Source organism: Sphingomonas sp. R-74633, from assembly GCF_013416555.1.
Lineage (GTDB): Bacteria > Pseudomonadota > Alphaproteobacteria > Sphingomonadales > Sphingomonadaceae > Sphingomonas.
The window spans coordinates 487,943-502,730 of record NZ_JACCFG010000003.1 but is presented as its reverse complement, the minus strand read 5'-3'; the positions used below and the strand labels follow the sequence as shown (position 1 = coordinate 502,730).

At 68.1% G+C, this 14,788-nt stretch carries 13 protein-coding genes; 7 read left to right on the top strand and 6 right to left on the bottom strand.

Translation table 11 applies throughout. The features are described 5' to 3' along the window. Positions 1-20: 20 nt before the first annotated feature. Positions 21-689: a uroporphyrinogen-III synthase gene (locus HZY97_RS12570; RefSeq protein ID WP_180144029.1), complete on the bottom strand. Its 669-nt coding sequence runs from the start codon at positions 687-689 to the stop codon at positions 21-23. Then, positions 686-1,600 carry a hydroxymethylbilane synthase gene (gene hemC / locus HZY97_RS12565; protein ID WP_180144027.1) on the bottom strand — a complete coding sequence of 305 codons (915 nt, stop codon included), beginning with the start codon at positions 1,598-1,600 and terminating at the stop codon, positions 686-688. The genes HZY97_RS12570 and hemC overlap by 4 nt, the downstream gene beginning before the upstream one ends. 106 nt (positions 1,601-1,706) lie before the next feature. Here hemC and tsaD point away from each other — a divergent pair, with 106 nt between their 5' ends. Genes tsaD through HZY97_RS12550 form a run of 3 tightly spaced genes read left to right on the top strand, consistent with a single transcriptional unit; the run spans position 1,707 to position 4,239 of the window. Further along, positions 1,707-2,732 carry a tRNA (adenosine(37)-N6)-threonylcarbamoyltransferase complex transferase subunit TsaD gene (gene tsaD, locus HZY97_RS12560; protein WP_180144025.1) on the top strand — a complete coding sequence of 342 codons (1,026 nt, stop codon included), beginning with the start codon at positions 1,707-1,709 and terminating at the stop codon, positions 2,730-2,732. Further along, on the top strand, positions 2,729-3,706 hold the full coding sequence (locus HZY97_RS12555) for an NAD(P)H-dependent glycerol-3-phosphate dehydrogenase (protein ID WP_180144023.1): 978 nt from the start codon (positions 2,729-2,731) through the stop codon (positions 3,704-3,706). The genes tsaD and HZY97_RS12555 overlap by 4 nt, the downstream gene beginning before the upstream one ends. Then, on the top strand, positions 3,703-4,239 hold the full coding sequence (locus tag HZY97_RS12550) for a DUF1697 domain-containing protein (protein WP_180144022.1): 537 nt from the start codon (positions 3,703-3,705) through the stop codon (positions 4,237-4,239). The genes HZY97_RS12555 and HZY97_RS12550 overlap by 4 nt, the downstream gene beginning before the upstream one ends. Here the strand turns inward: HZY97_RS12550 and HZY97_RS12545 are convergent. After that, positions 4,236-4,388, bottom strand: a complete 153-nt coding sequence (locus HZY97_RS12545) for a DUF1674 domain-containing protein (RefSeq protein WP_180144021.1) — start codon at positions 4,386-4,388, stop codon at positions 4,236-4,238. The genes HZY97_RS12550 and HZY97_RS12545 overlap by 4 nt on opposite strands. Before the next feature lie 35 nt (positions 4,389-4,423). On the opposite strand from HZY97_RS12545, the gene HZY97_RS12540 reads away from it, so the two are divergent. From HZY97_RS12540 to purH, 4 genes are read left to right on the top strand one after another with little or no spacing between them, the layout of a single operon-like run. Then, on the top strand, positions 4,424-5,710 hold the full coding sequence (locus HZY97_RS12540; protein ID WP_180144020.1) for an RsmB/NOP family class I SAM-dependent RNA methyltransferase: 1,287 nt from the start codon (positions 4,424-4,426) through the stop codon (positions 5,708-5,710). 43 nt (positions 5,711-5,753) lie between these two features. Then, entirely contained in the window at positions 5,754-6,410 is a 657-nt protein-coding gene (rpe, locus tag HZY97_RS12535) for a ribulose-phosphate 3-epimerase (protein ID WP_180144019.1), read from the top strand. Then, positions 6,407-8,140 carry a heparinase II/III family protein gene (locus HZY97_RS12530; RefSeq protein ID WP_180144018.1) on the top strand — a complete coding sequence of 578 codons (1,734 nt, stop codon included), beginning with the start codon at positions 6,407-6,409 and terminating at the stop codon, positions 8,138-8,140. The genes rpe and HZY97_RS12530 overlap by 4 nt, the downstream gene beginning before the upstream one ends. A gap of 57 nt (positions 8,141-8,197) precedes the next feature. Further along, positions 8,198-9,769 (top strand): bifunctional phosphoribosylaminoimidazolecarboxamide formyltransferase/IMP cyclohydrolase, encoded by a 1,572-nt coding sequence (purH, locus tag HZY97_RS12525; protein ID WP_180144016.1) that lies wholly within the window; start codon positions 8,198-8,200, stop codon positions 9,767-9,769. Positions 9,770-9,800: 31 nt separating this feature from the next. Here purH and HZY97_RS12520 read toward each other — a convergent pair whose 3' ends face one another. Genes HZY97_RS12520 through HZY97_RS12510 form a run of 3 tightly spaced genes read right to left on the bottom strand, consistent with a single transcriptional unit; the run spans position 9,801 to position 14,759 of the window. Continuing rightward, entirely contained in the window at positions 9,801-11,327 is a 1,527-nt protein-coding gene (locus tag HZY97_RS12520) for a lipopolysaccharide biosynthesis protein (RefSeq protein WP_373684355.1), read from the bottom strand. Further along, positions 11,324-14,095, bottom strand: coding sequence for a DNA polymerase I (gene polA, locus HZY97_RS12515; RefSeq protein ID WP_180144014.1), 2,772 nt, complete (start codon positions 14,093-14,095; stop codon positions 11,324-11,326). The genes HZY97_RS12520 and polA overlap by 4 nt, the downstream gene beginning before the upstream one ends. 43 nt (positions 14,096-14,138) lie before the next feature. Next, the gene (locus tag HZY97_RS12510; protein ID WP_180144012.1) at positions 14,139-14,759 is read right to left on the bottom strand and encodes a hypothetical protein; all 621 of its coding nucleotides are present in this window, start codon (positions 14,757-14,759) and stop codon (positions 14,139-14,141) included. Between the last annotated feature and the right edge of the window lie 29 nt (positions 14,760-14,788).

Here is a 14,788-nt window from a genome sequence, read left to right as displayed (position 1 = left end):
CGTCTGGTCAATGCGTGCGGTCAATCGGCGAGCTGCAGTGCAAGCTCGATCAGCGTGTCGGGCCTTGTGTCCGCAGCGACTTCGATCCGCCGCCAGCCGGGGCCTGCCGCCTCAGCCGCGCGCGCGCTGATTGCCGCGACGCTGGTGATCGCACGGTGGTCGGGCGCCACCAGTTCGGCCAGCCGTTTCGCCGCCCGCGCGGACTGGACCAGCACCACCGCACCGCGCAGCCGCACTGCCTGCGCGGGATCGATCTCCAGCGCCTCGCTCGCATAGACGGTGATCGCCTGCGCCACCACGCCGCCGGCGCCCAGCATCCGTTCGCGCCCGCCGAGCAGCAGCGCCCGGCGCACGCCCGCCGCCTCGGCAGCCGTCACCAGCTCGGCCGCGCCCCCGGTGCCGATATGCGCCACCTGGAAGCCGATGCGCCGCGCCGCCTCGGCGGTGACATGGCCGACGGCATAGACGGGCAAATGGAGCAGCGCGTCGAGCTGCGGCCCGCCGTGGCGCAGCGCATTGGCGCTGGTAAGCAGCAGCGCGTCGAAAGCGGCGGGGTCGAGCACCGTCCACGCGACAGGTCTGGCGGTGAACAAGGGCAGGCGGATCGCCTCGCGCCCCGCCGCTTCGATTGCGGACGCCGTCACGCGGTTGCCCGGCTCGGGCCGCAGCACGGCGATCGGGCGGCTCACCCCTCGAACAATCGGCGCACCGCTTGCGGCGCCCGCGCCAGCAGGTCCCGGGCAAGCGCAGCCGGCAGCGCGGGGTCAAGCGGGGCGCCTTCGATCATGCCATGGACATGCTCGGCGCCGTCCTCGCTCAGCAGCTCCGCCTCGATCGTCAGGATCGCCCCCTCGATGCGCGCCAGCGCGGCGACCGGCGAATGGCAATCGGCCTTGAGCGCGGCGAGCAAGGCGCGCTCGGCAAGGACGCAGCGATGCGTCTCGGCATGGTCGATCCCGCCGACCAGCTCGCGGGCACGCGCATCGTCGGCGCGGATCTCGATGCCCACTGCGCCCTGTGCGGGGGCGGGAAGAAGCACATTGGTGGGGATCTCGACGCCGACGTCATGACGTCCCAGTCGCTCCAGCCCGGCCGCGGCGAGCAAGGTCGCGTCGGCCTCGCCCGCGGCAAGCTTGGCCAGCCGCGTGTCGACATTGCCGCGGAACAGCACAGTCGAAAGATCGGGCCGCAGTCGCTTCACCTGCGCGGCGCGGCGCGGCGAGCTGGTGCCGAGCACGCCCCCCTGCGGGATCGCGTCTATGGATGCCGCACCGACCAGCCGGTCGCGCACATCGGCGCGCGGCAGGATCGCGGCGATCGCGATCATTTCCGGGCGGAAGGTCTCGACATCCTTCATCGAATGCACCGCGCAGTCGATCTCGCCGCCGAGCAGCGCGCGGTCGAGCTCCTTGGTCCACAGCGCCTTGCCGCCGATTTCTGCGAGCGCGCGGTCCTGCACCTTGTCGCCCGTGGTCCTGATCACGACGATCTCGAAGTCGCTGGCGGGCAGGTTATTCGCCGCGGCCAGCGCGTCGCGCACCAGATTCGCTTGCACCAGCGCCAGCGGTGAACCCCGCGTCCCAAGTTTGAAAACGGTCATGGCCCCGCCCTTAAAGGCTCGCGCGGTGCTTGTCGAAAGGGCGCGGACTTCGACAATCGCGCTCCGGCACACTAGATGCGCAAACAACGAACGTACGGAAGTGTAAATGGCCCTGATCCTCGGCCTCGAATCGAGTTGCGACGAAACGGCTGCCGCCCTGGTCACCAGCGATGGCCAGGTTCTGGCGCATAAACTGGCGCGCCAGGAGGCGGCGCACCGTCCCTATGGCGGGGTCGTGCCAGAGATCGCGGCGCGCGCGCATGTCGAGGCGATCGGCCCGCTGATCCAGGCCGCCTTCGAAGAAGCGAACGTTTCGCTCGCCGATGTTGACGCTGTCGCTGCAACGGCCGGTCCCGGACTGATCGGTGGCGTCATGGTGGGGCTGGTCGCCGGCAAGGCGCTGGCGCTCGCCGGGGGCAAGCCGCTGATCGCGGTCAACCATCTCGAAGGTCATGCGCTCTCGCCGCGGCTCACCGACCGTGACCTTCAATTTCCCTATCTGCTGCTGCTTGTCTCGGGCGGCCATTGCCAGCTGCTGCTCGTCGAGGGGGTAGGGCGCTACCAGCGCCTCGCCACCACGATCGACGATGCCGCGGGCGAGGCGTTTGACAAGACCGCCAAGATGCTCGGCCTGGGCTTTCCCGGTGGCCCTGCGGTCGAGGAAGCGGCGGCGCGCGGCAATCCCAAGGCGGTGCCGCTGCCGCGCCCGCTGCTGGGCTCGGCCGAGCCGCATTTCTCCTTTGCCGGGCTCAAGAGCGATGTCGCGCGCAAGGTGGGGCTCTACAGCGCCGAGGATATTGCCGCCTCCTTCCAGCAGGCAGTGGTCGATTGCCTGATCGACCGCACCCGCCGCGCGATCGAGAAGGTCGATGCGACGGCTCTCGTCGTCGCCGGCGGCGTTGCGGCGAACAAGGCGGTGCGCGGCGCACTGGAACAACTTGCCGCGGAAGTTGGCATGCGCTTCGTCGCGCCGCCGCTCTGGCTCTGCACCGATAATGGCGCGATGATCGCCTGGGCGGGAGCGGAGCGCTTCCTGGCGGGTTACAGCGATCCGCTCGACGTGGCGGCGCGGCCGCGCTGGCCGCTCGATCCGAATGCGGAGAAGGTGCGCGGGGCAGGAGTGAAGGCATGAGGATAGGTGTCATCGGCGGCGGCGCGTGGGGAACGGCCCTGGCCCAGGTCGCGGCGCGCGGCGGGCAGGACGTCCTGCTCTGGGCGCGCGAGCCCGAAGTTGTCGAGAGTGTCAACATCCGCAACCGGAATGAGCTGTTTCTCTCTGGGGTCCCTCTGAGCCCCTCGATCCGCGCTACCCGTGAACTTAGCCAACTTCGGGATACGGAAGCGTTGCTTGTCGTCGCCCCCGCCCAGCATGTCCGATCGGTCCTGACCGAGCTTGCGCCGGGCGACACCCCCTTGGTCCTCTGCGCCAAGGGCATCGAGGCCGGCACCAAGCTCCTCGTGGGCGAAGTCGCCCACCAGGTCGCTCCCCAGGCCCCCCTCGCGGTCCTCTCCGGCCCGACCTTCGCCCATGAGGTCGCCGCCGGCAAACCCACCGCCGTCACCCTCGCCTGCGAGGACGAGGCCCTGCGCAATGCCCTTTCCGAACGGCTCGCCGGTCCCGCCTTCCGCACCTATGGCTCGGCCGATGTCGTCGGCGCGGAGATCGGCGGCGCGGTCAAGAACGTCCTCGCCATCGCCTGTGGCGTGGTCGAGGGGGCAGGGCTGGGCCTCAACGCCCGCGCCGCGCTTATCGCGAGGGGTTTCGCCGAGATGACTCGTTTCGGCCTCGCCCGCGGCGCCCAGGCCGAGACGCTGACGGGCCTGTCGGGCCTAGGCGACCTCGTCCTCACCTGCTCCTCCACCAACTCGCGCAACTTCTCGCTCGGCCTGGGCCTCGGCCAGGGCAGGAGCGCCGCCGAGCTGATGGCCGACCGCAAGACCGTCGCCGAGGGCGCGCATACCGCCCCAGTCCTGCGCGAAGCCGCCAAGGATGCCAGAGTCGACATGCCGGTGACCGAGGCGGTCAACGCCCTGCTCGAAGGCGCGCCGGTGGCAAAGGTCATCGAAGCGCTGCTGACCCGCCCGCTCAAGGAAGAGGCACTGTGAAGTGGGCGGCGATGCTCCGGGGGATCAACCTCGGCAAGCGCCAGCTCAAGTCGGCCGAACTCAAGGCCGTGGTCGAGTCGATGGGCTTCACCGCGGTCAAGACGATCCTCGCCTCCGGCAATGTCGTGTTCGAGGCCGGCGATGCGGAGCCCGAAGCGCTGGAGCGCGACCTCCACGCCGCGCTCGAAAAGGCGACCGGCCTCAAGTCCGACGTCTATGTGCGGAACCGCGCCGATCTCGAAAAGCTGGTCGAGGCCAATCCCTTCCCCAAGGAAGCGGAGGAGCGTCCGAGCTTCCTCGTCGTCAGCTTCCACCGCGAATCGCCCGATCAGGCGGCGATCGACAAGCTGCTCGAAAGCTATGACGGCCCCGAGCGGATGGTGATCCTCGGCCGCGAGCTGTTCACCGATTTCCCCGACGGCCAGGGCCGCTCGAACCTGATTCCGGCGATGCAAAAGGCGAAGCTGTCGCACGCCAATACCGGGCGCAACTGGAATACCGTGCTGAAACTGCTCGCAGCGGTGCGCGCCTAGAAGTCGACTGCCACGCCCTTGCGCTCCCAATCGCCATAGCGAGTCGGGTCGAGCGCATCGGGCTTTTCGGTCGCCGGCGCGGGCTTGGGCACAGGCGTGCTCGGCGTAAGATACGCGGGCGGTTTCACATTTGCGGGGCGCTGGGCCATAGGCGGCAGATCGTCCTTCCAATCCAAGAGGTCAAGTGCAGCCACCGCGTCGCCCCAATACCCGCCAGAGCGCCCCCGACGGGCCCGGCGTTCCCACCCGCCGTGCAGCGCTGAAGCTGCTCGACGCGGTGCTGCGGCGTGGGCTGGCACTCGAGCAGGCGCTCGACTCGGCTGCGCAGGGGCTGGCGCCGAATGACCGCGGCCTCGCCCATGCCATCGCCGCCGAAGTGCTGCGCCGGCTGCCCGATCTCGACGCGATGATCGATTCGGCGACCAAGCAGACTTTGCCCGACGATGCCAAGGCACGCTTCGCGCTCCGCATCGCGCTCGTCCAGGCGCTCGCGCTCGGCACGCCGGGCCATGCCGCGATCTCCACCGTGCTGCCGCTGGTCGATGGCGGCCCGCGCAAGCTGGTCCACGGCGTGTTCGGCACGCTGGTCCGCCAGGGCGTGACGCTGCCCGAGCCGCCGACGCTCCCCGACGCGGTGGCGCTGCGCTGGCACGCCGCCTGGGGCGACCAGATGATCGAAGATGCCGAGCGCGCCATTGCCGTGCCGCCGCCGCTCGATCTTACCCTGCGCGACCCGGCCAAACTGCCCGATCTGCCCGGCAAGAGCCTGATGCCCGGCCATCTCCGCCTCGACGAAAAGGGCCAGGTGGTGATGCTCGACGGCTATGCCGAGGGCGACTGGTGGGTGCAGGACCTCGCTGCCTCGCTCCCCGCCCGGCTGATCGGCAAGGGCAGCGGCACCGCGCTCGACCTGTGCGCCGCGCCCGGGGGCAAGACGCTCCAGCTCGCCGCGGCCGGCTGGCAAGTGACTGCGGTGGACGTCTCCGAAAGTCGTCTGGCGCGACTTCATGAGAATCTCGAGCGCACCGGCCTCAACGCCGAGGTGGTCGAGGCCGATCTGCTCAAATGGAAGCCGGCCGCCCCGGCCGATGCGGTGCTGCTCGACGCGCCGTGCAGCGCCACCGGTATCTTCCGCCGCCACCCCGACGTGCTCCACCGCGTGCGCCCCAGCCTGATCCGCGAGATGGCCGAGCTGCAGGGCAAGCTGCTGTTCCGCGCGGCGGAATGGGTGAAGCCCGGCGGCACGCTCGTCTTCTCCACCTGCTCGCTCGAGCCGGAAGAAGGCGAGGCCCAACTCGCGACGTTCCTCAAGGCGCGCTCCGACTATGCGATCGTGCCGGTTAAGCCAGAGGAGCTCCCCCATGGCGTCATGCCGCGTGAAGACGGCAGCTTGCGCCTGCTGGCGGGAACGCTGGCCGATGCCGGCGGGTTGGACGGGTTCTTCATCGCGAGGCTTACCCGCAAGGCCTAGAAGGCCGGTTGCGCGCGAATCGCGGGGTGCCTAAGGATTCATCATGGCCGTCCGCATTGCACCTTCGATCCTCTCCGCCGATTTTGCCAAGCTGGGCGAGGAAATCCGCGCCATCGACGCCGCCGGCGCCGACTGGATCCATGTCGACGTGATGGACGGGCATTTCGTACCCAACATCACGATCGGACCGGGGGTGATCAAGGCACTGCGCCCGCACACCGCAAAGCCGTTCGACGTGCATTTGATGATCGCGCCGGTCGATCCGATGCTCCAGGCGTTCGCGGATGCCGGAGCGGACTGCATCTCGGTGCACCCGGAATCGGGCCCGCACCTCCACCGCACGCTCCAGACGATCAAGGGCCTCGGCAAGCGCGCGGGCGTGGTGCTCAACCCCGCCACCCCGGTCGAGAGCATCGACTATGTCATGGACATGCTCGATCTGATCCTGGTGATGAGCGTCAACCCGGGCTTTGGCGGCCAGAAGTTCATCGACAGCCAGCTCGGCAAGATCGCAGAGCTACGCAAGCGGATCGACGCGAGCGGCCGTGCGATCGATCTTGAAGTTGATGGCGGGATCGACCGCGTCACCGCCCCACTCGCGATCCAGGCCGGCGCCGACGCGCTGGTCGCCGGTACCGCGACCTTCACCGGCGGGCCTTCCCAATATGCGGCGAACATCGCCGCATTGCGGGGCGGGTGAATGATGGCCCGACCGACTCCGGAGCCGACGGAGTCGAGCAGGGCAAGCGGCTTATCCGGACGGGCGGCGAGCGCGGCCTCAGCCTGGCCGAGCGCGTCTCCGAACGTTTCCAGCGCCTCGCCTGGCGCACGCCGCTCCACAATATGCGGCTGAGGGGCCGGCACCCGCTCAAGCTGATCGCCGTCGGCGAAGACCCGTTCTTCGGCGATGTCGAGCGCGGCAATGCGCTGCTTGACGGTATGGTGAGCTTCCGCGGCGAGGAACGCTCGATCGCCGGCCTCGATTTTGCCCGGCCCGACTGGTCGGTGGCGATGGGCGAGTATCTTCACAGCTTCGGCTGGCTGCGCGACCTCTCCAGCGTCACCACCCGCGTCACCGCCGCACCGATCGCCGAGGGGCTGATGGCGCGCTGGCTCGCCGTGCATGGCGACAAGGTCTCCGATCCCGCCTGGCGTGCCGATCTCGTGGGCCGGCGCATTCTCGCCTGGACGGCGCATGCGCCGCTGATCCTCTCGGCCAACGACCTGGTCTATCGTTCCTCGGTCCTCCACGCGCTGGCCAAGGGCGCGCGCCATCTCGATCGTGCCGCGGACCGCGTTTCGCTTGGCGTGCCGCGCATTGCCGCCTGGTGCGGCGTGCTGGTGGCGGGCCTGATGATCCCGGGCGGCGACCCGCGCCGTTCCTTCGGCGAGACGGGCATGCGCCGCGCGCTCGAGCAATCGATGTTCGAGGACGGCGGCACCGTCGGCCGCTCGCCTTGGGGCCAGCTCGACGCCATCCAGCAGCTCGCCATTCTGTCCAACGCCTATGCCGCGCGTCGGCTCGAGCCGCCCGCCTTCGTCTCCTCGGCGCTGAACCGCATGGTCACTGCGCTGCTCGGCGTCTGTCACGGCGACAAGGGGCTCGGCAGCTGGCAAGGCTGTGCGCCCGTATCCGGTGCGCTGATCGAGCAGGTGGTGGAGGCCACCGGGGTCCGCACCCGTCCGCTCAAGCAGGCGCGCGAATGGGGCTATCAGCGCCTGAACGCCGGCGGCACGGTGCTGATTGTCGATGCGGCGCCTCCGCCGCTCGCCCGCCTCGCCGCCGGCGGCTGTGCGTCGACGCTCGCCTTTGAGCTTTCCGACGGCCCGCACCGGATCGTCGTCAATTGCGGCGGGTCGAACATGGCCAGCGCATCGCTGCCCGCCGCGCTCACCGAAGGGCTGCGCACCACCGCGGCGCATTCCACCCTGGTGCTGGCCGACAGCAATTCGACCGCGATCCATCCCGATGGTTCGCTCGGTCGCGGCGTGGTCGAAGTCGAGCTGGCGCGTACCGAGAGCGAGAATGGCAGCCGGATCGAGGCCAGCCATGATGGCTATGTCCGCCGGCTGGGCTTCCTCCACCGCCGGCTGATCGCGCTGGGCGGGGACGGGCGCGACGTGCGCGGCGAGGACATGCTGCTCCCCGCCGACAAGCGCAAGCGCAAGACCAGCACACCCTTCGCGATCCGCTTCCATCTTGCGCCGCAGGTCGAGATCTCGCCTACCGCCGACGGCCAGGCCGCGATCCTGCGCCTGCCGAGCGGCCATCTCTGGCAGTTCCGCTGCAAGGGCGGGGCGCTGGCATTCGAGGACTCGATCTGGATCGACGGCACCGGCAAGCCCGTGGCGACCCGCCAGCTCGTCATCACCGGCGAATCGCTTGCCGGCGGAGCGAATGTCAGCTGGCTGTTCCACCGGGCGAAGTAAGCCCGCGGGCGTTTAAGGGTTGCCAGCGGCCCCCCGATCCGTAGAGGGGCTTGCCGCATGGACCAGATCAAGATCAGCCGTGCGCTACTCTCCGTCTCCGACAAGACCGGGATCGTCGAACTCGCAACCGCGCTCGCCGCGCAGGGTGTGGAGCTCGTCTCGACCGGCGGCACCGCCACCGCGCTGCGCGATGCCGGGCTCACGGTCCGTGACATCTCCGATCTCACCGGTTTTCCCGAGATGATGGACGGTCGGGTGAAGACGCTGCACCCCAAGGTCCATGGCGGCCTGCTCGCGGTGCGCGGCAATGCCGAGCACGAAGCCTCGATGGCCGAGCATGCAATCGGCCCGATCGACCTCGTCGTCGTCAACCTCTACCCCTTCGCCCAGACCGTGGCGCGCGGCGCCGACCGCGAGACGATCATCGAGAATATCGATATCGGCGGCCCCTCGATGGTCCGTTCGGCCGCGAAGAACCATGAGAGCGTCGCGATCCTCACCGATCCGGCCGATTATCCGCTGGTCCACGACGCCACGACGACGCTCGAGCAGCGCCGCAAGTTCGCCGCCAAGGCCTATGCCGCCACTGCCGCCTATGATTCGATGATCTCGAGCTGGTTCGCCTTTGCCGATCAGGGCGAAGCCTTCCCCGAGACGCTCAACTTCAGCCTCAAGCGCGGCCAGGCGCTGCGCTATGGCGAGAACCCGCACCAGTCGGCCGCCTTCTATGCCGCGACCGGCCCGGCCGCGCAGGGCATCGGCCAGGCACGCCAGCTCCAGGGCAAGGAGCTGAGCTACAACAACTATAACGACGCCGATGCGGCGCTTGAGCTGGTCAGCGAATTCCGCGACGGCCCGCCGACCGCGGTGATCGTCAAGCACGCCAATCCTTGCGGCGTGGCGAGCGGCGCGACGCTGGCCGAGGCCTATGCCGCGGCCTTTGCCTGCGACACCGTCTCGGCATTCGGCGGCATCATCGCGGTCAACCGTCCGCTCGATCGCGCCACCGCTGAGCAGATCACGTCGATCTTTACCGAAGTCGTGGTCGCGCCGGGCGCCGACGAGGAAGCGCTCGCGCTGTTCGCGGCCAAGAAGAATTTGCGCCTGCTGCTGACCGACGCGCTGCCCGATCCGGCGCGCACCGGGCTGATGGCCAAGTCGATCACCGGCGGTTGGCTGGTCCAGAGCCGCGACAACGGCATTGTCGGCCCGGCCGAGCTCAAGGTGGTGACCAAGCGCCAGCCGACCGAGCGCGAGCTGGCCGATTGCCTCTTCGCCTGGACGGTGGCCAAGCACGTCAAGTCGAACGCGATCGTCTATGCCAAGGACGGCTCGACCGCCGGCGTCGGCGCGGGCCAGATGAACCGGCTCGAGTCGGCCCGCATTGCCGCCTGGAAGGCCAAGGACGCCGCCGACAAGGCCGGCTGGGCCGAGCCGCGCACGCTGGGTTCGGCAGTCGCCTCCGACGCCTTCTTCCCCTTCGCCGACGGGCTGCTCGCGGCGGTGGAAGCCGGCGCAACGGCGGTGATCCAGCCGGGCGGCTCGATCCGCGACGAGGAAGTGATCGCGGCGGCCGATGCGGCCGGCCTGGCGATGGTCTTCACCGGCATGCGCCACTTCCGGCATTGAGCCGGTCTCCCTCCCGGAACGGAGGGAGGATCTAGGCCTCGGCGTTCTCCGGCAGCGTCGGCGCGGCCGCAGGGGCCTTGCGGAACAATGCCCGGTCTTCGGGGCCGAAGCCGAACTTGATGATCACGAACAAATAGGTGACCAGGATCGCCGGCATGCCGAGGCTGAGCTCGGCCCATTCATAGCTGTGCGGCAGCGACATGAAGGCGGCGCCGACCAGGCAGGCAATCGCGATCGCCGCGAAGAAACTCGGCCGGATGCTCACCACCGGCGCGCCGAGCAGCCGGCGCAGCACCAGTGCCTTGACCGCCGATCCGATGGTCAGCGCCGTAGCGAGCGCAATCGCCGGCGCCGCGACCAGCACCGGCAGTGGCCAGCCTTCGGAGCGCGCAATGAACAGCAGGATGAAGGTTAGCGAAATCTGGAGCAGCAGCACGCTGATCGAAATCGCCAAATTGGTATGGCGGGCGATATAGACGAGCGCGGTCTCGCACACTGCGCCGGGCGAGGCGAGCACCTCGGCGACCAGCAGCACGCACAGCGCCAGCCATCCCGCGACGAAGTCCTTGCCGAGCAGGCCCATCACGCCTTCGCTGGGAATCGAGAACATCACTGCCAGCGCCGCCTGCGCGCCGAGGATCCAGAAGCCGACCTGGTAGACCTGCCGGGCGACTGCCTTGCGGTCCTCATCGGCCAGCGCCTTGGTCACTACGGGTCCGAGGATCGGGTCGAAGCTCGACTTGAGCTTCTGCGGCACGGAGGAAACCTGCTGCGCCATGTAATAGATGCCGACCACCGCCGGCGGGTAGATCAGCGCCAGCATGAAGCGATCGACGTTGCGCGTCGCCCATTCGATCGTGTCGGCGCCGGCGAGCGGGGCGTTGCGGCGGGCGAGCGTCCAGATGTCGGCCAGGCGCGGACGCCAGCCATAGGGCAGGCCATATTCGCGGACGAACGGCACCAGCGAAGCGATCACCGCCGCCGTCATTGACGTGACATAGGCGAGGACGAGCCCGTCGCGCGGGGCGATGAACGCGAAGCCGGCAGCGGCGATGCTGATCGTCCAGGGCTCGATGATCGCGCGGGCGGTCACGGAGGCGCCGATATTATGGCGATAGGCGAGCGCGGCGAGCGACACGTCGGAAAGCGCGATGGCGACCACGACGAGCGCGAGGAAGCGCTCCAGCCCCATCACCGGGCTGTTCGGGAACAGCGCCTGGGGAAAGGCGACGAGGAGACCGCTGACAATCAGCGCCGCGATGAACGCCACCGCCATCGCGTCCCACACGACATGGGTATGGGGCCGCTCGGTCTTCGACAGCGCCTGGGCCAGCCCGCGCTTGAGGCCGAGCGTCGCGACGAGCGCGGCGAACTCGATCACCAGCACTGCGATCGCGTAGCGGCCGACAATATCCGGGCCATAAGCACGGCCGGCGATGAATAGGAATGGCAGCCGCGCGGCGAGGCGTAGCAGGAAGCCTAGCATGTTGGTCCGCCCGCCCTTGGCGAGCGCATTGATGTCCTCGCCCCCGGCCGCCGCGGTCGGAGCCTCGGTCAATGCGCGGCGCCCCAGCTCGGACCCACGCCGATCTCGACGCCGAGCGGCACGGTGAGCTTGATCGCCGGCTCGGCGGCGGTCGCCATTACGCGCTCGATCACCGGTTTCGCGGCTTCGACATCGCCCTCGGGCAGCTCAAACACCAGTTCGTCATGCACCTGGAGGAGCATCTTGACGTTCGGGAGGCCCGCTTCAAGCAGCGCCGGGCCCATCCGCGCCATCGCGCGCTTGATGATGTCGGCGCAGGTGCCCTGGATCGGCGCGTTGATCGCCGCGCGCTCGCTGCCGGCGCGCTCATTGGGGTTGCTCGCCTTCAGGCGCGGGAAATGCGTCTTCCGCCCGAACAGCGTGGTGGTGTAGCCACGGGCCTTGGCTTCGTTGAGCGTGTCGGCGATGTAGCGGTTGATGCCAGGGAAGCGCTCGAAATAGCGGTTGATCATCGCCTGCGCCTCGTCGGGCGTCACATCGAGCCGTCCGGCCAGGCCCCAGCGCGAGATACCGTAGAGGATCGCGAAGTTGATCGTCTTGGCGCGGCCGCGGGTGTCGCGGTTGACTTCGCCGAACAGCTCCATCGCGGTGCGGTTGTGGATGTCCTCGCCCTGCTCGAACGCGTCGCGCAGCGCCGGCACATCGGCGATGTGCGCGGCCAGCCGCAGCTCGATCTGCGAATAGTCGGCGGACAGGATCACATTGCCCGGTTCGGCCACGAACGCGTCCCGGATTTGTCTGCCGGTCTCGGTGCGGATCGGGATGTTCTGGAGATTGGGGTCGGTCGAGGAGAGGCGGCCGGTCTGTGCGCCGGTGAGCGAGTAGCTGGTGTGCACGCGGCCCGTCGCCGGGTTGATCTGCGCCTGCAGCGCGTCGGTATAGGTCGATTTGAGCTTGGTCAGCTGGCGCCAGTCGAGGACCTTCACCACCATCTCGCGGCCCGGCGAATCCTTGTCCGCCGCGATCCGCTCAAGCTCGTTCACGTCGGTGGAGTAGACGCCCGACTTGCCCTTGCGCCCGCCCTTGATGCCCATCTTGTCGAACAGCACGTCGCCGAGCTGCTTGGGGCTGCCGATGGTGAATTTGAACCCGGCGATGCCGTGGATCTCTTCCTCCAGCGCCGCAATCTGGTGGGCGAAGTCGGTCGAGAGCTTGTGGAGCACCTGCGCATCCACCTTGATGCCTTCGCGCTCCATGCCCGCGATAACGCTGACCAGCGGGCGGTCGACCATCTCGTAGACGCGCGTCGAGCCTTCATACGTCAGCCGCGGCTTGAAGCGGCGCCACAGCCGCAGCGTCACGTCGGCGTCCTCGGCGGCGTAGCGAGTGGCGGCCTTGAGATCGACTTCGCTGAAGCCGAGCTGGCTCTTCCCGGTGCCGACCACGTCCTTGTACGCGATGCACGAGTGCGAAAGGTGCGTCGCCGCCAGCTCGTCCATGCCGTGGCCGTGCAGGCCGGCATCGAGATCGAAGCTCATCACGATCGTGTCGTCGAACGGGGCAAGCGCCAGGCCGCCCATATCCTTGTACGCGCCGCCGAGCACGATCATGTCGTATTTCAGATTATGGCCGATCTTGAGGATGGCGGGGTCCTCGAACAGCGGCTTGAGCTTGCCCAGCGCCACCGCGCGGTCGAGCTGCACCGGCCTTTCGGCGAACATGTCGGTGCCGCCATGGCCAAGCGGGATGTAGCACGCCTTGTTGGGCGCCAGCGCCATCGAGACGCCGACCAGCTCGGCCCGCGTAGCATCTACGCCCGTGGTCTCCGTGTCGATCGCGACCCAGCCCTGATTGCGTGCTGCTTCGAGCCACTGGTCGAGTGCGGCTTCATCGACGACGGTCTCATAGCCGTCGTGGTTGCAGGGCGGATCTTCCTCCAACCCGGGCGTGTCGTGCGTCTCGACCGGAGCGTCCGCTACGGCGGAGAGCCGGTTGAGCAAAGTGCGGAAGCCGTGATGCTCGAGGAATGCACGCAGCGGCGCGTCCGGGATGCCCTTCAGCTCGAAATCCTCCAGCGGCTCGGGCAGCGGCACGTCGCTCGCGAGCTGCACCAGCTTGTGCGACAGGCGCGCCATCTCGGCATGCTCGATCAGATTGTCGCGCATCTTCGAGGGTTTCATCGTCGGCGCCGCTTCCAGCACGCCTTCGACCGTGCCGAATTCCTGGATCAGCTTGGCGGCGGTCTTGGGACCGATGCCCTTTACGCCCGGCACATTGTCGACGCTGTCGCCCATCAGCGCCAGCACCTCGCCCAGCTTCTCGGGGAGGACGCCGAACTTCTCCTCGGTGTCCGCGGGGCCCAGCCGCCGGTTGTTCATCGTATCGAGCATGTCGACCGACGGATCGGTCATCAGCTGCATCAGATCCTTGTCGGAGCTGACGATCGTCACGCTCCAGCCCTGCACGAGCGCGGCCTTGGTATAGCTCGCGATCAGATCGTCCGCTTCCCAGCCCAGTTCCTCGATACAGGGCAGCGAGAAGGCGCGCGTCGCGTCGCGAATCATCGGGAATTGCGGGACCAGGTCCTCGGGCGCCGGCGGGCGGTGCGCCTTGTACTGGTCGTACATCTCGTTGCGGAACGTGTGCTCGCTCTTGTCGAGTACCACCGCCATGTGGGTCGGCCCATCCGCCTTGTTCAGCTCATCGACCAGCTTCCAGAGCATGGTCGTATAGCCATAGACCGCCCCCACCGGCTCACCATGCTTGTTGGTGAGCGGCGGCAGCCGATGATAGGCGCGGAAGATATAGCCGGAGCCGTCGACGAGATAGAGATGTGGCATTGCCTGGCGGGGATAGCCGAGCCGGTCCGCCGAACAAAGCCCCTCAGGCCATTACGATATTTTCGAGGGTGAACTCGAAGGGAGTCGCCTCCGGTCCGTTACCCCCGCCGCTCATCACGATGTCGGCGCTGGCGATGCCGAGCAGCGAGAGTTCGGTATTGACGGCGGAGAGGATTGCCGAGTTCATCACCTGGCCTTCGACGATTTGCGAGACCACACCGATCCAGATCGTCGGCTTGAATTCGAACACTGCCTTCTGCCCCGGCGCGACCCCGGTCTTCTGCGCGAAGACGCGTCCGTCCTTGTAAACCAGTGCGTTGATCGCGCCCTGCTCCAGTGCGTTGGCCATCTCGATTTCGTCGGGCGCGGCGGCGGGCTCGGTCGAGAGCTGGATCACGTCGCCGCTCATATTCTTCACTGCCTCGAAACGCTGGCCGGGCAGGGCAGTTATCGGGGCAGTGTAGTTGCCCCAGCTATCGGCATAGGCGACCTCGCTCGCCATCGGATAGGAAAAGGGATGGTGCGAGCCGAGGCCGCAATTCTGGATCACCGTCCAGGCGATCGAGGGCTCCTCATATTCGGTCGCGACATTCTTGCTGAAGATCACGATGTCCGAATTATTGTGGTCGTTCGATCGGTTGATCAAGTTGAGCTTGATATCCATTGAACCCCTCCCGTTTTCGCGGCGGAGTA